The following is a 19,743-nucleotide window of genomic DNA, read 5'->3' as shown; positions in this document are numbered from 1 at the left end:
GGTGTTTTTATTTAGTGAAAATGTTATTAATAATTTTTTTATGCATTAGTGTACCGAAGTGGTTTTTGTCTAATTCCAGTACTTTTTTAAACTCATACAAAGCATCCTTAATACTACCAAGCCCCAAATTTCCTAATCCTATCAAATAGCGGCAATGGATTTCATTTCTTTTATTAAGATTATCTTCCCAAATCAGAAGATCCGGAAGTGAAACGGCAAAGTAATCTACTTTTACGTTATCCTTTAAGTGTGATTTTCCATGGTTTTTTAAACTGTTAAATCTTGTTTCAGCGTCTGTAGTTCTCTTTAACTTTAATAGAGCTAGACCTTGATAAAATATTTTATCTGGTTGCTGATCGTTGTAAAAAACAGCGGCACTAGGTTCTGTTAGTCCTTCAGAGGCTTTTTTCCAATAATATAAAGCCTTGTCCTTTTGGTTAAGCCCTTCATATGCGCATCCATACCAATAATTAATATCATTTTCTTGGGTACCGTATAACTTGCCTTCTCCTAAATTATCAGGATAAGTTTCTAATTTGTCTAAAAATTGAATTGCCTCTTTATAGTTGCTCTTAAAGATGGAATCTTGAGCTAAACCTATTAAGGCGTATAAATACATTCCAGTAACTTTACCTTCTCCACCTTCCCATGGATGAAATTTCCTTTCTACTAACATTTTTAATGCTAAAGAATTATTACCTAATATATTGTGGAGTGTACATTTTTCCAAATATAGATCATCCCTAAAATTGACCAAATTGGGGTGTTTATCTAAGATCTTCAAACGATGTTCTATGGGGTAATTTAGTCTTTTGTATAATTGATCTCGCTCCATTAATATTCTTGCATCCGTTGGGTCTAGTTCAAATGCTTTTTCTAATTGAGATAATGCTTCTTTTTTCTTATCTAATTTGTTAAAATAGGCCAATGCTAAATTTCGGTGCACTGTAGGGAAATTGTCATCTATAGATATTGATTTTTCCCAACATAAGATTGCTTCGCTATACTGTTTTTTATCATACCATAAATTTCCTAAATGATATAAAGCCTTGGCATCATTAGGATTTATTGATATGGCTGATTTTAATGCAGCTATGGCTTCCAATCTGTAAGCAAAACAATATTTAGGGTCTCTGTTTTTATACAATTTTAAAGTAGCCGTTGTATTGCCTTTTTTTGCTTCAAACCAAGATTTAAAATAGTAAGCCATTGGATTTTCAGTATTGTAAATCAGGCCATAATTAAGAAATGATGTGGCTTCTGTATATAGACCAGCTGAAGCGTAATCTAACGAGTATTCAATATAGTTATCTATATTGTTTCTCATTAATTCTTGGAGTTGATTTAAATGGATTTTGTTAGTACTTATTAGATATTTTTCAAAAAGTGCTCCAAAGTTAAATCGATCAATAATTAGGCTGTCATCTATTAATGTTAAAGCTTTTTCTAGATGTCCGATCTTCCTTAATAATGCAATTTTTAATGTTCTCGCTTTGTGGTTATGCCAATTTTTTAACAATGATTTTTCTACTAAATCTAGTGCTGAATTAAATTTTCCTTTTTTAGTATCTAATTGTGCTAAATGGAAATATGAAGCATCTTGCCACTCGTTATTCCATGCAGATTTATAAAAAATTTTGTAAGCCTCCTCATCCTTTTCCTGATATTTTAGGCATTGCCCTAAGTTATAATAAGGCTCGCCGTTGTAAGGGTTTGGGTTTCTTTCAATTAAAGTTTTTATGGCTTTTCTAAAATAGGGTTCTGCCATTTGAAATTGCCCACAACGTAACAGTAATAACCCCATAGCATTATTGCACCTTACATCAGTTGGTTCTCTACGTAAAGCCTCTTCATAGTAGTCTTTAGGATTATAGGTAGCATGTCTATACTGCTCTAGGTGCAATCCTCTTAAATATAATTGTTCAATGCTTTTAATCGCTTTAGGAGACTTAGCTGCTTTAGCCGGACAAGGCATAGTTTTATTTGAAAAATCTTTGGGCTGGTAACTAACCAAGTCTTGTCCGTTGCAATCTTCTAATTGAAGTATATAATCAGTTAATGGTACTGTTGTATCAATTATAACCTTCTTTTCGTATGAACTTTTAGGTGATGTGTCTAAGGTTTCCTCAAGAAAAATCTGTCCTTTAGCTTGAAGTTTAATTTTGGCATTGTTAAAAACACCTAAGGTGTAAAACTTAACTATAGCTGTTTCTCCATAAAATTCTAAATTCAACAAGGCTTCCTTAGTGGCATTTTTTATAATTCCTAAATCACGATAGGGCATAAAATATTGCGAAAATGATTTTTCTTCATAAGGGTGTAACCATGAAAAATCGGGTTGATTATCAGTATATACTCCACACATAAGTTCAATATAAGGGCCATCTTCATCAGTTAAATTTTTATCCCAAGCCTTACCAAATTCGCCATTACCCCATGTCCATTGTTTTTTACCTGGAGATATATGATGGTTTGCTACATGTAATAACCCACCTTTAGTATCATTTTCATAGCTACCTACAAAGTTAAAATCACTGTTTATAGCCATATAGGAGGTTGGTACTGGAATATTTTTATACCATGAAATATCAGTTCCTGGGGCATAATCTACTTTGTAATAGGTTCCTGTTGCTATTGGAAAGTCTGATACATCTCGTTTTCCATGATCAAATACGGCATTAACATCTGGAGGAAAAACAGATTGGTAATGGTCGTTTGCTTTAACGGCTGGATTAGCCCACCATAAAAAGGTTTGAGTTTGTGGAGTGCGGTTGTAAAGCTTTACTTTAGTTTCCATATAAGCTTTATCTGGATAAAGTGTAAAACCAGCCATCCCTTTGGTTCTAAACATACGTTCCACTTCGCTGCACCAAACTGTTTTACTTCCATCCGAATGTTCCTCAATATCAAAATCTACAGGACTATATGTGGAAGGTCTATGGTGCTGTGGCCAATTAAATTCAATTCCTCCAGAAATCCAAGGACCAGTAAGCCCTACTAATGCTGGCTTTATAACTTGATTGTAATAAACGAAATGCCTGTTTTTAGTCTTGTCAAATGCCATTTGAACCCTTCCCCCTAATTCAGGTAATATCATTATTTTAATAAAATCATTCTCTAAATAAACGGCATGCCAAACTTTATCAGTTTTTATGTCACTTATTTTTTCTATTACTGGATTTGGATACACTTTACCAGAACTTCCTTGATAGACTCTATTCTCTAAAAATAATGGGTTTTTTTCAGGCTCCCCAATTTCGTAAGTTGGTATTATCACGCTTTCCTTCCAAACTTTTACTTCCATTGATGTTTCTTTTTATTGTGTAATTTCTTTTTCAATTTCTTCTAAAGATTTACCCTTAGTTTCTGGTAACTTCTTATAGATAAATATAAAACCAGCTATCGATATTAATCCATATAACCAAAATGTTCCGGAGGCTCCGAAAAACTGATTCAATATTGGAAATGTGTATGTTAAAATAAAGCAGGCTAACCATAAGGCTATCGTAGCGGCTGCCATAGCTGCTCCTCTGATTTTATTCGGAAAAATTTCTGAGAGAATTACCCAAGTAACAGGTGCTAATGACATAGCGTAACAGGCGATAGCAGAAATTACTAAAATTAATAAAGGCCATCCGCTAATTTCAAAAAAATAAGCTAAGCCGATTAATGTATAAATGCCTGCAAGACCACCAGCTCCTAAAAGCATTAAAGAGCGCCTGCCCCAACGATCAACTGTAAAAATAGCTATAAACGTAAACACTAAATTAACACTGCCTGTTATTACAATATTAAATAGGATATCTGAAACCCCATATCCCGCTGCTGCGAAAATTTCATCAGCATAATTAAAAATAACATTGATGCCACACCATTGTTGAAATACAGCAATTACAATCCCTATTATTAAAATCTTTTTAATATTTGGCTGGAGTAACTTACGAAAGCTATCTTTAAGAGAATCATTTTTAAGAGTGACTTCAATTTTTTTAACCTCGGTATCTGCATAATTTTGCCCTCCTATTTTTGTAAGTATTGATCGTGTTTTTTCTTTGTATCCTTTTTGTGCTAGCCACCTTGGACTTTCTGGAACAAAAAACATTAAAATAAAAAATAGCCCTGCCGGAATAATTTCTATCCAAAACATCCATCTCCAACCTGTTTGCCCATTCCATGAGTTAAGAATTTCAAGAGAATTTGCATTAGTTGGAACAGGTTCTGCAATTTGCCAATTTACCAATTGAGCTGCTAGAATACCAATAACTATAGTTAATTGATTAAGTGATACAAACTTACCTCTTACCTTGGCTGGTGAAATTTCAGCAATATACATAGGTGATAGGTTTGAAGCTAGACCAATTCCGACACCCCCTAGGATTCTGTAAAAAATAAAATGATTAAAACTATTAGAGGCACCAGTGCCAATTGCAGATATAAAAAAAAGTAAGGCAGCAATAATTAACAATCTTTTTCTACCGTAATTATCACTTAACATTCCAGAAAAAATAGCTCCAACTAAGCATCCTATCAATGCACAACTCATAGCCCAACCCTGTAACGAAGGGGTGTTGGATATTTGGAAAAATGTTTCATAAAATGGTTTTGCTCCACCAATAACTACCCAATCGTATCCAAATAATAGGCCTCCCATTGCAGTTACTAAGGAAACCCTAAATAAAAAACGATAATTGAATGTGTGTTTTTGACTCATTTAATTTAAGTTTTATAGATTTTATTTAAACTTTTACAATTGGTTTTAAAATGACTAATAATCGTTTCAATACAAAAGTTTAAATAAGGTTGTTTTAAAAATTAAAAGATAATTTCAAATTTATGATTTAATTTTCCTGTAATAAATAGAGAATAGTTTAATAAAGATGGATTATCTTCCGATTAAATAGTTATTTTTAGGTTATGTTGAAAAAAGAAGGTTTTAAGCAAGAGAAGTCCATTATCTTGCCGAAGAAAATCATTAATGAATTAAAAGATAATGAATTCATTAATGATTTAATGGTAACTGATATTGGTTATTACCCTGATGCTGTTAATCACTATCGAGTAAGGAAAAATGGTAGCCCTCAAAACATTTTAATTTATTGTTCTCAAGGTGCTGGTTGGGTGGAGATTAATAGTAAGAAGATGCTTTTAAAAAAGTACGATTATATTATTATTTCTGCAAATACGCCGCATAGATATGGAGCAGATAGTATTAAACCATGGAGTATTTATTGGATTCATTTTACCGGTAGAAAATCTAATATTTTTATAAATCACCCTAATTTAAAAATAGAAATTGATAGTTCCCAATTTTCAAGGTTTACCGATAGAATTCTTCTATTTGAGGAGATATATAATAATCTTGAGATGGGATATAGTAAGGATAATTTAGAATATGCTAATATTTGTTTGTGGCATATGTTGGGGTCGCTTCGCTATTTATCTCAGTTTAGAAAAATAAAAGAAATTAATGCACCAGATAGAGTTGCCCAAAGTATAAAATTTATGCAGAACCATTTAAATGAAAAGATTAGTCTAAAAGATTTAGCACATCATGTTAATTTATCCTTGTCACAATTTTGTAATCTTTTTAAAGAAAAAACCGCTAGAACACCTCTAGATTATCTTATGCATTTAAAAATACAAAAGGCCTCCCATTATTTAGATTTTAGCGATTTAAAAATAAATGAAATAGCAACAAAACTTGGTTATTCAGATCCATTTTACTTTTCAAGAGTTTTTACAAAAGTTATGGGCAAATCTCCAAAAGCATATAGAAATTTAAAGAAAGGTTAGCCTTTTAAAAGTAAGAAAGATTCAAGATTTTTGTTCAAAGTGTCATTTTGATGTCTTTTAATTTTAGTAATAGTATTAATACATGCTCTTATGGTTGGTAAAAATTAAAGGAAGAAGGAATTTGGAAGTATTAGAAGGGGAAGCTACAATACTTCCGGCAGCACTTTACCGCTACCTTTCGTGGAAAACTTGCGGGTAAAGAGCTTCATTAAAAAGTCTTGGACACAATCCCCATTTTTTACTTTTCATTCCATAACCTTATCCGCTACGCTGGAATGGTTCACCCGTTTTAAACATTGCACTAGGAATTCATTACAAAGTATAAAATGTGAATTAAGTCCGCCTCATAAAATAACAACCACTTGCCAATTATTCGGCATCCTTTGCTTATACAATTCACAAGACCCTTTGATTCACAGGCTAAACCATAACTGCCTGATCTCCTCCCTTTATATGTTCATAGGTATTCATATATTAGTTTGAATAAAAGGGGTAGCATTATGTTTGTGTTTTTCTTCATATCATTAAAACGACTTGCCTGAAACGGTAGGAAACTTAGGAAATATTAGGCGAAATGACTTTAAATAGGAATTGCGTATGATTGCTTGATAATCCCCATTACAAAAGTACTTTGAGCACTACCAATATTTTTTATAGAGCCTAAATCATTGATAACAAATTCTTGATATTCTTTCATATCATTCACGATGATTTTTAGCATAAAATCATAATCCCCCGAGATATTATAACACTCAGTTACTTGTTTTAATGAGGTGATTTCCCTCACAAATTGAGTTCCTATTTTTTTAGTATGCTCTTTTAAGGTCACATTACAAAATACTGTTAGAGACTTGCCAATCTTTTCAGCTTCAACGATTGCAACATATTTTTTAATAATCTCCATCCTTTCCATACGTTTAATCCTTTCATACACAGGGGTAGGCGATAAATTAACTTTTTTAGCTATTTCTTTTGTAGTTAACTTTCCGTTTTGCTGGAGTATTTCCAATAGCTTCCAGTCAATTGAGTCTAATTCATTCATAGGTAAATTTTCTTCTAGTCTAATAAAAACGCATCATATAAAGATATTATATCTTATTTAATTGTATTAAATAGTTATTATATCTTAAAACAAGATATAACAAAGATAATATATTTAATTTATATAGTTTTGAAAGAAATTTAAACTTTATATAAGCATGAAATCTATTGTATTAGGCTATCCTAGAATAGGAGAAAAAAGAGAATTAAAAAAAGCAATTGAAAGCTATTGGAGGAAAAATACTTCTGAAGATAACCTAAAAATCATTACAAAGGGACTAAGAGAAAAGGCTTGGAAGTCTCAAGATAATTTAGGTATTGATTTAATCTCTTCAAATGATTTTTCACTCTATGATCAAGTATTGGATATGTGCATCACTTTAGGATGTATTCCAGAAAGGTTTAAAAACCTGAGTGGTCTTGACCAATATTTCGCAATGGCTAGAGGTCTTCAAAATGAAGAGGTGGATGTTACAGCTATGGAGATGACCAAATGGTTTGATACAAATTACCATTACATTGTGCCTGAAATTATTAAAAATCAAACTTTTGCCTTAAACTCAAATAAAATTATTAATGAATATAAGGAGGCCTCAGCCCTTGGTATTAAAACCAAACCTGTCATTATAGGACCACTGACATTTTTATTACTTGGAAAAGAAAAAGAAAGTGGATTTAATCGATTAGAATTGTTGGATCAACTTCTTCCAATATATAAAGCGTTAATTAATGAGATTGATTCTCTAGGGGTAGAATACTTACAAATAGATGAGCCTATTTTGGCCACAGATCTTTCTCTAGACGAACAAGCTGCAATAACCCGGACCTATGAATATTTTGATGAAATCAACTCTGGGGTAAAAATCATCTTAGCAAATTACTTCGATTGCTATGGAAATAACTTAGACCTTGCGCTAAAATTACCAGTAGCTGTTCTCCATCTAGACCTGGTTAGTTGTTCATTACAGTTAAATGATGTTTTATCACACCGGTCATTTAACACTACTAAAACACTTTCACTAGGTCTTGTAGATGGTAGAAATATTTGGAAAAATGATTTTAAAAAATCCTTAGAATTTATTCAAAAAGCAAGACAAAAACTAAAAATTGAATCCGTCTGGATTGGTACTTCTTGTTCCTTACTTCATAGTCCTTATGATTTGGACTTAGAGAAAAATACTAAAGGAATCAATACAACTATAATACAGTGGCTTGCATTTTCAAAACAAAAATTAAAGGAGTTAGGGGATTTAAAAAAATTGGCTACGGATCCAAACAACGATGTCAGTGGTCATATTTATAATGAGAACATAAGAGCAAGCCAGAATAAACTTGAATCAAAGTTGATTCACAACCCAACAGTAAAACAAAGGATACAAACACTTTCTTTTGCAGATAGTGAAAGAAATGCTAGATTTTCTAAGCGTCAGTTATTGCAGCGTAAAACACTTAAACTCCCATTATTCCCTACCACGACTATTGGATCGTTTCCACAAACGAATGCTGTAAGATTAACTAGAGCAAAATTCAAAAAAGGAGAATTATCACAAGAGCTATATGATGAGTTTATCAAAAAAGAGACGGAAGAAACTATTCGTTTTCAAGAAAACATTGGTTTGGATGTTTTGGTACATGGAGAGTTTGAACGAAACGACATGGTTGAATACTTTGGAGAACAGCTGGATGGCTTTATTTTCACCAAATTTGGTTGGGTACAAAGCTACGGAACACGATGCGTGAAACCACCAATAATTTTCGGCGATGTTTCCAGACCACATGCTATGACTGTAAAGTGGTCAACTTTTGCCCAATCTATAACAGAAAAACCTGTTAAAGGGATGCTCACAGGACCTGTAACGATTTTGCAATGGTCATTTGTGAGGAATGATCAACCAAAAGCGATTACTTGTAATCAAATTGCACTTGCTATTCGTGACGAAGTCAGTGACTTAGAAAAAGCTGGAATAAAAATAATTCAGATAGATGAACCTGCTATTCGTGAAGGGTTACCTCTACGAAATGAAGATAGAAAAAAATATTTGGATTGGGCTGTTAAAGCGTTTCGAATTTCTGCTAGTGGTGTGGCAGATGATACACAGATTCATACACACATGTGTTATTCTGAATTTAATGATATAATTAAAAGTATTGCGGATATGGATGCCGATGTAATTACAATAGAAACATCTCGTTCAGAAATGGAATTATTAAGCGTATTTGTCGATTTTAAATATCCAAATGAGATTGGACCTGGTGTTTATGATATTCATTCTCCAAGGGTGCCAACTCAAGAAGAAATAGAAAGTTTAATTGAAAAAGCATCGAAGCTGCTTCCTCAAGAGAATATCTGGGTTAATCCAGATTGTGGTTTAAAAACGAGGGATTGGCCTGAAACTAAAACTGCATTAGTCAACCTTGTTCATTCAGCTAAAAATATGAGAGAGAAACTAGCTCAGTCAGTTTAAAATCACATAACTTATTAATAAATAGCGGTTTATAAATTTTATTTAACCGCTATTTTGGTTTTTTTGGGTAATGAATACTATCCTTCGATTTATAAAAGTTAGCTTTTTCAAATAAAAAGGAAATTAACAAGGTCATTGCCAATTTTGGTTTTTATATATCTTCGGTACGCAACACTAAAAAGTCTATTCCTAAAATATTTGGGAACGATACGTATCCCTGTCTTGTTAGCCATTAGAGAATATTAAAAAGAATTCTAGAAATTAATCATGTTAATTTTATTTGTGAGCATTATTACTTCAATAACTACTCGTAACTATAATGAAAAGAAAAAGGGAAATTTCATAATTTATGGACAAGTAACTGGATTTCCTGATGGGACTAAATTTTATTTAAGAAACCTAGCAACAGATGCCGTTTTTGATAGTGCGATTGTTAAGAATAACACCTATAAATTTGAAGGAAACCTAGAAAGTCCGTCAGTACAAATTTGGTTAAACACAATACTTGATAAAAATTTCTACTACACCTACCTTCTAATTGGAAATGAAAATATTACTGTTAAAGGAGATATATCAGACCTTCCTTGGAACGTAAATATCAGTGGTTCAAAAACTCAGGGAGATTTTAATTATTCTTAAAGTCTAACAGAAGAAAATTATACCATGAGAGATTCTTTAGCGCAAATTTTAATGAATCTTTCGCAACAAAAACAGTAGGAAATTGATCGACTAAAATTCTTCAGAATTAGCTAGGTAATTGGTCAAAATCAATCATGAAATGGTGTATCGTATTACGTGTTTTTAGCAAAAGTCACCAATACCTTTGGCCTTATAATCAAACACTATATTCTTTTAAATTTTTATGTATATTCGGTTTGTAAAACTAAAATTAAAATAATCCAGAAATATCGTAAAATCTATTTTACCTTTTCTTTTCTTAGATCAAAATAACATCTTAAAAATTTATGAAAAACCTGCTTCTTTCCTTTTTTACACTGACAATGTTAGCCTGTAATCCAGAATCAAAAGTGAACCTAGTAAAGGAGACTAAAACTGAGAAAACGGATACGAATAAAATACGAGTATTGAATTTTGGCTCGGTACATCTAAGCGGTAGTACTGATGCTTATTCTTCAATTACAGACGTAAATAGCATAAAGGGTAAAGCAGACATACAGAAAATTGTAGAACAACTGGTAAAGTTTAAACCAACTATAATTTGTGTAGAAATACCACCTGAAAGTACTGAATTTATGAATCAAACTTTTCAAAAATACAAGACAGATCAATCGAGCCGAATTAACTATTCTGAGGAAGTGAATGTAATTGGACTTGAAGTTGCTCGGTTGAGTGGAACAAAAAAAATATATGGTATTGATAACCCCATCGGATTTGACTATCCTAAACTTATTGAATTGGCTAATAAAAATGCTTCTGACAGTATTTATGTTCAAAATATTATGGGGAGTTATGAAATTCAAAACAAAAAACCGCTTCTTGAACAATTTGCAGAAATAAATACGACTAAGTACAAAATGGAAACATTTGATTTATATAATTTTTTAGCAACTATGCATACTCCAAATGGTTTTGAAGGCGCTGATATAATTGCAGATTTCTATAAAAGAAATTTGAGAATGTATACGAATTTTTCAGATATTCCTTTAACAAAAAACGACCGGGTTTTAATTATTATGGGAGCAACACACACTGCCTATTTTGATATCTTCATTGGAAATAGTCCTAAATATATTTTGGAAAATACAACTAACTATACAGACTATACGGATTAGGTTTAAGTACAAAGATGGGAACCCTTGCCCAAGGACATGATTTATAAAATAATGATTGCTGTAACCGCCTTTTTGGCGGTTTACTTTTTTAGGTTTGGGAATAATTGTTTTTGGAGAACGTATAAGTCATTATCAACTAAAAAGTAATTTGATCTAGTCCTGTAATTTTTATGTATCTTAGATACTAATCACTAAAAAAAATATAGTCTCGGAATTTTTGGAGATCTACGTTTTGCCTAGTGTTAGCAACGAGTTGAATAATGGCAAATGAACACAAGGACACAACTAGTTTACGAGAAGCGTTTTTTAACAATACGCAAGAGACACTTGCTATTTTTGATAAGGACTTAAATTTTGTTGATGCCAATGAAGCTCTTCTCCGCATACTTCGACTTAAAAGAGATCAAATCGTTGGAAAAAATGTTACTGAAATAAGTCCAGGTATTGAAGTGACAAAACGGTATGAAATATACAAGGAAGTACTAAAAACAGGAATTCCAGTTGTTATAGATGAAGTGAGATTGCATCCAAGTTTAGGAAATTATATGTCACGAGTAAGTATATTTAAGGTAGGAGATTACTTGGGATTATCAGCTGTGAATATTACCGACCTTAAAGAAGCCACTGACGAACTCGAAACCTACATTTATAAAGTTTCACATGATATGAGAAGGCCCATTGCTAGTGTTTTAGGACTTATCAATGCTGCAGACTACGACATGAAGAGCCTTGAAACTGCGAAGGATTACCTATTAACGATAAAACAGGAAACCGAACGATTAGACACTATATTGCTGAAACTGGTTGAGACTATGAGTATACGTCAAGGCAAAAAAACAATTCATTTGATTGATTTTTGTCAAGTTATTAAATCTGTTCTGAAATCGCTTGAATATATGAACCAGTATGATGAAATTAGGTTTGAACAAAACATTTCTACAGAACGAAAATTTTATAGCGATAAGTCCCTTATTATTTCATTGATGGAAAATTTACTAGATAACACTATCAAGTACAAAAAAGAAAACAATAAAGATTCATATGTGAAAATATCTGTTGAAGACGAAAACGGTGGGGTTAAAATTATGGTTACAGATAATGGAATTGGAATACCAACCAATTTACAAAAAGATGTTTTTAAAATGTTTTTTCGTGCTACACACCAAGCCAGTGGAAGTGGACTTGGACTTTATACAGTTAGACATACGGTTAAAGTTCTAGGAGGAACAATAAAATTTGACAGCAGTAAAAATATAGGGACAGTGTTTACAATTTATCTTCCAAGTGAAAAAGTATACGGGAGGGCAGAATAAATCTGCTGTATTAGCACCTATCATGAATTGCTTAATTGAATAGAAAAACAGATTTATCCCTCGAAACCATTTATGACAATAACATGATTTGTGGTTGCTAATGTCTAGCACTTCTAGGTCCAAACCTTTAGCACTAATTGAAACATCCCTCCCTAAAAGAACCTTCAACTACATATTTTTATCTAAAATTTGCGTAGTTAAATGACTTCATATATATTTGTAGTCAAATAACTTCATAATGAGATTAAGACGAGATATTTTTCAAGCAATTGCAGACCCAACGCGAAGAGCCATATTGGTTTTGCTAACGACACAGACGATGACAGCCGGAGACATTGCTTCTAATTTTGACACTTCCAGACCTACAATTTCCAAACACATACAAATATTAAATGAGTGCGATTTGATTGAAGCAAACCAACAAGGCAGAGAAATTCATTATCAAATTAAAATTGATAAAATGAAAGAAATTGACAAATGGTTGCAGCAATTCAGGAAAATTTGGGAAAATCGTTTCAATCAATTAGATAATGTTTTAGCTAACCTAAAAAATAAAAATAATGAAATCTAATTTATTATTTGACTTCACTGTCAATAAGGAAAATAATACCATTCACATAAAACGTGAGTTCGACGCGAATCTTCCTTTAGTTTGGAAGGCCTGGACAACCCCGGAAATTCTTGACCAATGGTGGGCACCCAAACCCTATCGAAATCAAACTAAAACTTTAGATTTTAAAGAAGGTGGAATATGGCATTATGCTATGATAAGCCCTGAGAATAAAATGCATTGGAATAGGTTTGATTACGAAAATATTGAAGTGCAAAAAATGTATACTGGATGGGATGGCTTTTGCGATGAACAAGGAAATTTTATAGAAACGGAATTTTCAAAAATACATTGGGAAAATAGCTTTAAAGATAGCCCTAAAAGCACTATTGTTCATATAACCTTAACACTTGTTTCTTTAACAGCTTTAGAAAAAATAATAGAAATGGGCTTTAAAGATGGTTTTATATTAGGCCTAAATCAATTAGACAATTTATTAGTTACAATTAAAAACAAGAAAAATGAAAAGTAATTTACAATTCGATTTCTTAATTGATAAAGAAAACAGCTCCCTTACAATTGTTCGTGAGTTTAATGCTGCAAGACAATTAGTTTGGGATTGTTATACCAAACCAGAGTTACTGGATCAATGGTTTTCGCCTAAACCATTTTCTACAAAGACAAAATCAATGGATTTTAAAAATGGTGGTCATTGGCATTATGCAATGATTGACCCAGAAGGAACTGAATATTGGGGTTATACCGAATATTACGAGGTAAACCCTATTGATTATTATCGAACAATCGATTCCTTTTGTGATAGTAAAGGCTCAGTAAATCATGAGTTGCCTACAGCAAATTGGAAAGTGACTTTTAATGACAAAGGCAAAAATACTACAGTTACAACTGTGGTTAATTATGATTCATTAAAAGACCTTGAAACTGTAATCAATATGGGAATGGAAGAAGGTATGCTTTCAACGCTTGAGAAGTTGGATGAATTATTAGTAAGCTTTAAAAAATAATAAAAATGAAAAAGAAAATAATTTTCGTTGTAAGCCTATTATTCGGGCTTATGTTTATCAACGCAGGGTTGAATAAATTTTTTAATTATATGCCAATGCCTGAAGATTTACCCGAAAATATGGTAAAATTAATGACTGCATTTATGAAGATAAGTTGGCTTATGCCATTGGTGGGTTTTGCTGAAGTTTTTGGGGGTTTATTGTTTGCCATTCCTAAAACAAGAGCACTCGGTGCCGTTGTAATTTTTCCGGTTATGATAGGTATAATGTTAACGAATATCATTTCCACACCGTCTGGTTTACCTATTGCATTAACCTTATTTGCTATAAACCTTTGGGTTATTTATGAAAATAGAGAAAAGTATTCAGTACTAATCAAATAATAGAGGAACAAGGTACCCCAATGGTTGTGATAGAACCATCAACATACAGGTAAAAAACTGATGCTAACAAAGAAATGGGTTTAAAAAACAAGTAAGTTTTCGCCAAGGATAAGAGTTCTGTAATTCAGAAATGACATTTAGCCCTATAATGGTATTAATTCAAGAAATCAATTGAAACACAAATTTTACATAAAATCGAAAAAAGAGCGAAATCAAATTCAAGTATGGATAGGTATTATTGCATTTACGCTAATTCTGATATTTCTAGTTATTTCTTGGAAAACAGAAACTTATTTATTGGCAATTTTAACCATCCCAATAACGCTATCTATAATTGCGCCTTTCTTCGATACACCTTCCTTAAAAAAGAGCGGAGGTTTAATTTATTATTCGCCACTATTCTTATCTGAAAAACCTAAAAATGGATTGATTAAAATACACGGAGGAACATTGTTTGATTATGTATTTGTAATTGATCTAAAATTGAATGGAAAACAAAGAACTAATTTTATAATTCAACAATATTTAGAAGGTCTTTTGAACCTCATTGAAGAAAAAGAAAACAATAATTGTGAAAACATAAATGTACGTGGAACAAGTTATATCATAAACGATAGAACAGCGCAAAGAATGGGTTTTACGATTGTCAAGACCGATTATATTCAAAAGTTGATTTTGATATATAATTATTTCAACGTCCTTATAGCATATTCAATTGCAAAAGGAAAGTTATCATTTCCAAATTTAAATGAAACAAAGACTTTTGTAACCACTCTAAATGATCTTATTGAGCGTAAGGAATTCATAGGAACCTTGAATGAAAAATTAAAAAATACTATTACCAACAAGGTACAAGCTAATATGGACGAAAGTGATAAATTTAAATGAATAGAATATTGAGAAATATAAGGTTAATCTAAAAGGGTAGTGCCTGTAAAGCTACATTAAACCAAGACTTGATTACTTTAGATTATTCGCTTAATTGTAAAAAATTTATAATATTTGGTATAGATTTTGAAATCTAATTTTTAAAAATTCATTCATTTAAACAATAAAAAATATGTTTAAAAAACAATTATTACTAGTAGTTACAGTAGTGTTTTTAACTGTATCTTGTGGACCTGACGATGACCCACGGGATAATTATCCTCAGAATAAAGATATTTCATTTGTAATAACATCTTCGGATAATAACAGACAGTCAGATATTACACTGGCCATACAAGGAAAAGGGATAGATGTTTCAGATTTTTCCAGTGGCGAATCTCATTTACCTTTTACCAAAGATTATTTGAATCAAAAAATCGCTTTTTTAACAACATTAGATATTACCTATAGAGATAATTCTGGAGGGGAAGTTGGAGTTTCTTTTGAACCCTACAATATCAAACTTAAAATAAGTGCAGATTCAGAAACTTTAACTGAAAAAGAAATTACGATTACAGAGTCAGGAACTACTGATTTTGTGGATTTTACGTTTAATTAAAAAAGTTTATCAACACAGAAACAGCACAACGGCTAAAATGTTGTGTTATGATCTAATAAGAGTAATTTAAACTGGCACTATTGTCTTTTTGTGTGTTTTTATGTATCTTCCATACTAATCACTAAATGAATTAATCGCGAAACATCGGGGAAATCTATTTAGCCCTGCGTTGTAAATAATTTTGATTCCCAGATAACTAATAAGCTACAAAACTAAAAGTCAAAAATGATTTATTATTGGTTACACATGATTTATATCTACACTGGATCAAGGATATTTTGGAAAAAAGTCAAAATAACTTCTGATTTTACTAGAACAAGAAGAGTGAATATATTGGATTGTGAATCTTTAAGGTATATGGCAAATTCGAAATATTTTTATTATATGGATTTAATAAGATACGAAGTTGTTTTTCGGTCAAAATTGTATGACAATACTATAAAAAAGGGAATGTTTGGTGTTCTAGCATCTCAGAAAATAATATACAAAAAACCATTAAAGAAATTTAAAAAATTTGATATTACTCTAAAACTAGAAGGTTCAGATGAAAAATGGGTTTATCATCGACAAACTTTTGAGCAGAATGGTCAAATATGTGCAATTGGATTCACAAAAGCAGGATTTTGGAAAAATAAGAAAGTTCAAAATATGAGAGAAATAATAATTAATAGTGATTCCGAAAATGAAATCAGAACTCCCTCCGTTGAAGTTATGAGCATGTTTGAAAATGATTATGAAACACTAAATACCAATAAAAAAACTAGTAAAAAAACTAGTAAAAAAAACGGAACACAAAACGGTATCCATTGAAAAGCCCAAGGCTAGTTCACTAAATAATTTAAAAAAGCTCCATTGCATTTTTTTGTTTTTTGGTATCTTCGATATCCAATACTAAAAAAAGCAAAAGCCGAACTACGTTTCGCCCTGCGTTGTAGCCAATTAAAAAATAAAATGTCAATAACAAAAGAATCCGAACTAATCGGAATGGAAAAAATTAGTGCAGTTGTTGGAACTACATTAAAATTAATGAGAGAATATGCTAAGGTTGGAATGTCAACTAAAGAACTAGATGAATACGGAGGTAGTATTTTAAAAAGTTATGGAGCAAAATCTGCACCTTATGAAACATATGGATTTCCGGGTTACGCTTGCATAAGTGTAAATGAAGAAGCAGCTCACGGAATACCATCAGAAAAAAGAATACTGAAAGAAGGAGATTTGGTTAATATTGATGTGTCAGCAGAATTAAATGGTTTTTGGTCCGATAATGGAGGTTCTTTTGTACTTGGAAAAGACATTCATAATCACCAACCTCTTGTAGATGCTTCAAAAAACATTTTACGCAAGGCAATAAGCAATATCAAGGGCGGAGTAAAAATTTCTGAAATTGGATATTTAATTGAAACTGAAGCTAAAAAATCAGGATTTAAAGTTATTAAAAATTTGGCTGGTCACGGAGTTGGTAGAAGTTTACACGAAGAGCCTGAAAATATTTTAAATTACAGGGTCAAAAGTAACAGAGAACGATTTAAAGTAAATACCACAGTAGCCATAGAGACTTTCATTTCAACGAACTCAACTGTGGCTGTAGAATTGCATGATGGTTGGACTTTAGTTGGAAACAAAGGAGGATATGTAACCCAACACGAACAAACAATATTAATCACGAATAAAATTCCGGTAATTTTAACGGAATCTAATGAAATATGGAACTAAATAACTGGCTACAGCACCGTATCCTCTATAAATTTCTTAATCCAATTCTATAAAGTAATTTAAACAAACGTTATTGTCTTTTTTTAGTTTTATGTAAATTAGATACAGAACATTAAAGAAATCCAGAGCATGGTTCCATATAGCCGAGTGTTCAGGAAATGATAAATTCAATAAAATGAAAAAACAAGATTCAATAGATGAAGTTCCTGACTTTATTCTTCCAGATAAGGAAAGTATACTAAATTTAAGAGATTTAATAGTTCAACAAATGTCATTTTTTGAAAAATTACTCGACCAAAACGGTAAAGTAGTTTGCATTACAAAAAAACAAAATGAAGTGGAGTTTAAAGACATTTTCCAAGACTTTATAAATTTTGGAATTTTTAAAAGCTATAAATCTTGCAGTGCGTCTCTCTTATTAGCAGAAAATTTTTTAAAAGAAGATTCACAAATAATTATAAGAACAATTTATGAAAATTATTTAGCTATTAAATATGTTTCCAAAACACCACAAGCAGTTTTTCATTTCACATATAAGGATTTAGGAGTTTCAGCAAATTTGCTTTCACATCCAGTTAGTAAAAATGGTAGAATGGAAAAGAATAAAATTGTGAATCCGAATACCGGAAACATAGAAAGCTTTGGACTTGGAGTTTCTAAAATGGCTGCAAGTTTGGAATCTGAAAATGAAGTTGAATTACATAAATCATTCTACCCATATTTGTGTGAACACACTCATCTTAATATGATTTCTTCTGGAAATTATAGGACTAGAGAAAATAACAAATATATATATGATTCTCTTGAAGGATATTATAATCCGTTTGTTTACCTAGGTTATATGCTTACTTTAATAATTGACTATTTAATTTCAGAAGCTGGTATTTCAAATCAAAATTTATCTAAAAAAATGTTAGTTCAAAATAAAAAAATAAAAAAGGAACTGATACAATTTTTAAGTCAATATGATAAAGAAAAATCAATAAGAGGTTTAGTTGAGAATATGATTAAAAGATTAAAAGAAGAACGAAAATTGAAAAATTTAATGACTAAGTCCGTATCCTATGAAAAGCCCTAGTCTAGTTCACTAAAGTAACTTAAACAAGCACTATAACTTTTTTGTAACGTATTTAGACAACACTAAAAAAAATCCAGAGCTTAGCTACATTCAGCCCTACGTTTAAAAACGTTTAAAAAGGGCGGAAGGGAAATAAAAGAAATTAAAATAATTCATTGAATGATAAAAGGTTTTGTTTGATAAAAGTTAGATATTGATTATTTGTAAGGGTGATTTTAGAAACTAAGAATAATATCGAAAGAATTGTTGTTAAACCTCAAGACGACTTAGTATTCTATTTAATCAAAGTTATATTCTAGAATAAAAACCTAGGTACATATTACACTTATAAATAAAATACAAGAATGAATTAAAAGATGAAATATTTTTATATATCAAACCTAATCTAATGTAGTTTATGCGATTGAAATTTCAATAAAAACGATTGCTGTTTTAAGATAGGAGGGTTTATATTTGTTAAATTGTTGCTTAAAGTTCACAACAAACCATTTATAAGTGCGTTAAAATTAAAACTCCAACTACCAACCTATGATTGTATACAGTGGTCATCATTTAAATGTCAAATTTGAAAAAGAAAATATCCTTTTTATTAATTCTTGGAAAAAACCACCTGAAACTACCGAAATATTTAAAAGTGAATTATTAGAATACCGTAAGGCTCTAGAGAAAATTAACCCGACTCAAATTATATGGTTGCAACAAAATTTCACTTTTAAAATTGATGATGAAACAAAATTATGGGTAGAAATTAATATTTTAAAACCAAGGTTTGATGCTGGTTTTGTAATTGCTGATAAAGATGGGTTTCACCCCATTGCTTTTGTTGTTGGCCAGGATGTGCTTTCTCATATGGAAGTTATGGGTGTATTTAACGAACCCTCTCCTAGTGTTTTTAATCCTAAACACTTTGCTAACGAGCAGGGAGCTAGAGATTGGTTGAACAAAGAGTTTTCTTTACCTTTAAAAGAAGCTAAAAAGACCGAACTAATTTATAAGGGATTGAACGATGAGGGTGATGCTATTATTGAATTTCGAAGCTCTCCTACTGATATTGAAAATACCATAAAATCTTTCAAAACAATACTTGAAGAAAATGATTT

At 31.3% G+C, this 19,743-nt stretch carries 18 protein-coding genes; 15 read left to right on the top strand and 3 right to left on the bottom strand.

The features are described 5' to 3' along the window. Positions 1-7 precede the first annotated feature (7 nt). Together MWU65_RS13715 and MWU65_RS13710 are read right to left on the bottom strand one after the other, a co-directional pair. Positions 8-3,304 (bottom strand): DUF5107 domain-containing protein, encoded by a 3,297-nt coding sequence (locus MWU65_RS13715; protein WP_247078779.1) that lies wholly within the window; start codon positions 3,302-3,304, stop codon positions 8-10. 12 nt (positions 3,305-3,316) lie between these two features. After that, the gene (locus MWU65_RS13710) at positions 3,317-4,711 is read right to left on the bottom strand and encodes a sugar porter family MFS transporter (RefSeq protein WP_281501054.1); all 1,395 of its coding nucleotides are present in this window, start codon (positions 4,709-4,711) and stop codon (positions 3,317-3,319) included. Positions 4,712-4,914: 203 nt separating this feature from the next. Here MWU65_RS13710 and MWU65_RS13705 point away from each other — a divergent pair, with 203 nt between their 5' ends. Further along, on the top strand, positions 4,915-5,793 hold the full coding sequence (locus MWU65_RS13705) for an AraC family transcriptional regulator (RefSeq protein ID WP_247078777.1): 879 nt from the start codon (positions 4,915-4,917) through the stop codon (positions 5,791-5,793). A gap of 580 nt (positions 5,794-6,373) precedes the next feature. Here the strand turns inward: MWU65_RS13705 and MWU65_RS13700 are convergent. Next, the gene (locus tag MWU65_RS13700; protein ID WP_247078775.1) at positions 6,374-6,835 is read right to left on the bottom strand and encodes an Lrp/AsnC family transcriptional regulator; all 462 of its coding nucleotides are present in this window, start codon (positions 6,833-6,835) and stop codon (positions 6,374-6,376) included. Between the two features lie 157 nt (positions 6,836-6,992). Between MWU65_RS13700 and metE the strand changes: the two genes are divergently transcribed. The 14 genes from metE to MWU65_RS13630 all read left to right on the top strand — a co-directional run. After that, entirely contained in the window at positions 6,993-9,299 is a 2,307-nt protein-coding gene (gene metE, locus MWU65_RS13695; RefSeq protein WP_247078773.1) for a 5-methyltetrahydropteroyltriglutamate--homocysteine S-methyltransferase, read from the top strand. Between the two features lie 267 nt (positions 9,300-9,566). Continuing rightward, positions 9,567-9,938 (top strand): DUF4369 domain-containing protein, encoded by a 372-nt coding sequence (locus MWU65_RS13690; protein WP_247078771.1) that lies wholly within the window; start codon positions 9,567-9,569, stop codon positions 9,936-9,938. 326 nt (positions 9,939-10,264) lie between these two features. Next, entirely contained in the window at positions 10,265-11,092 is an 828-nt protein-coding gene (locus MWU65_RS13685; RefSeq protein ID WP_247078769.1) for a DUF5694 domain-containing protein, read from the top strand. A 260-nt stretch (positions 11,093-11,352) separates the two neighbouring features. Then, a complete protein-coding gene (locus MWU65_RS13680) occupies positions 11,353-12,405 on the top strand; it encodes a PAS domain-containing sensor histidine kinase (RefSeq protein WP_247078766.1) in 1,053 nt (350 codons plus the stop codon). Positions 12,406-12,643: 238 nt separating this feature from the next. Next, positions 12,644-12,976 carry a metalloregulator ArsR/SmtB family transcription factor gene (locus MWU65_RS13675; protein WP_247078764.1) on the top strand — a complete coding sequence of 111 codons (333 nt, stop codon included), beginning with the start codon at positions 12,644-12,646 and terminating at the stop codon, positions 12,974-12,976. Beyond that, a complete protein-coding gene (locus MWU65_RS13670; RefSeq protein WP_247078762.1) occupies positions 12,966-13,487 on the top strand; it encodes an SRPBCC domain-containing protein in 522 nt (173 codons plus the stop codon). The genes MWU65_RS13675 and MWU65_RS13670 overlap by 11 nt, the downstream gene beginning before the upstream one ends. Continuing rightward, positions 13,477-13,980, top strand: coding sequence for an SRPBCC domain-containing protein (locus tag MWU65_RS13665; RefSeq protein WP_247078760.1), 504 nt, complete (start codon positions 13,477-13,479; stop codon positions 13,978-13,980). Before MWU65_RS13670 ends, MWU65_RS13665 begins: the two co-directional genes overlap by 11 nt. 5 nt (positions 13,981-13,985) lie before the next feature. Further along, positions 13,986-14,363, top strand: coding sequence for a DoxX family protein (locus MWU65_RS13660; protein WP_247078759.1), 378 nt, complete (start codon positions 13,986-13,988; stop codon positions 14,361-14,363). A 171-nt stretch (positions 14,364-14,534) separates the two neighbouring features. Then, a complete protein-coding gene (locus tag MWU65_RS13655; protein ID WP_247078758.1) occupies positions 14,535-15,251 on the top strand; it encodes a hypothetical protein in 717 nt (238 codons plus the stop codon). 172 nt (positions 15,252-15,423) lie between these two features. Continuing rightward, positions 15,424-15,849: a hypothetical protein gene (locus tag MWU65_RS13650; RefSeq protein ID WP_247078757.1), complete on the top strand. Its 426-nt coding sequence runs from the start codon at positions 15,424-15,426 to the stop codon at positions 15,847-15,849. Between the two features lie 225 nt (positions 15,850-16,074). Next, positions 16,075-16,659 (top strand): thioesterase family protein, encoded by a 585-nt coding sequence (locus MWU65_RS13645; protein ID WP_348646038.1) that lies wholly within the window; start codon positions 16,075-16,077, stop codon positions 16,657-16,659. Between the two features lie 141 nt (positions 16,660-16,800). Further along, positions 16,801-17,565: a type I methionyl aminopeptidase gene (gene map, locus MWU65_RS13640; RefSeq protein WP_247078755.1), complete on the top strand. Its 765-nt coding sequence runs from the start codon at positions 16,801-16,803 to the stop codon at positions 17,563-17,565. A gap of 175 nt (positions 17,566-17,740) precedes the next feature. Continuing rightward, positions 17,741-18,643, top strand: coding sequence for a DUF5677 domain-containing protein (locus MWU65_RS13635; RefSeq protein WP_247078754.1), 903 nt, complete (start codon positions 17,741-17,743; stop codon positions 18,641-18,643). A gap of 528 nt (positions 18,644-19,171) precedes the next feature. Continuing rightward, positions 19,172-19,743 (top strand): hypothetical protein (locus tag MWU65_RS13630; RefSeq protein ID WP_247078753.1); only part of this gene is annotated, 572 nt, incomplete at its 3' end.

This window comes from Cellulophaga sp. F20128, assembly GCF_023015805.1.
Taxonomy (GTDB): Bacteria; Bacteroidota; Bacteroidia; order Flavobacteriales; family Flavobacteriaceae; genus Cellulophaga.
The sequence above is the reverse complement of the archived record's forward strand: the minus strand, read 5'-3'. Positions and strand labels throughout refer to the sequence as shown.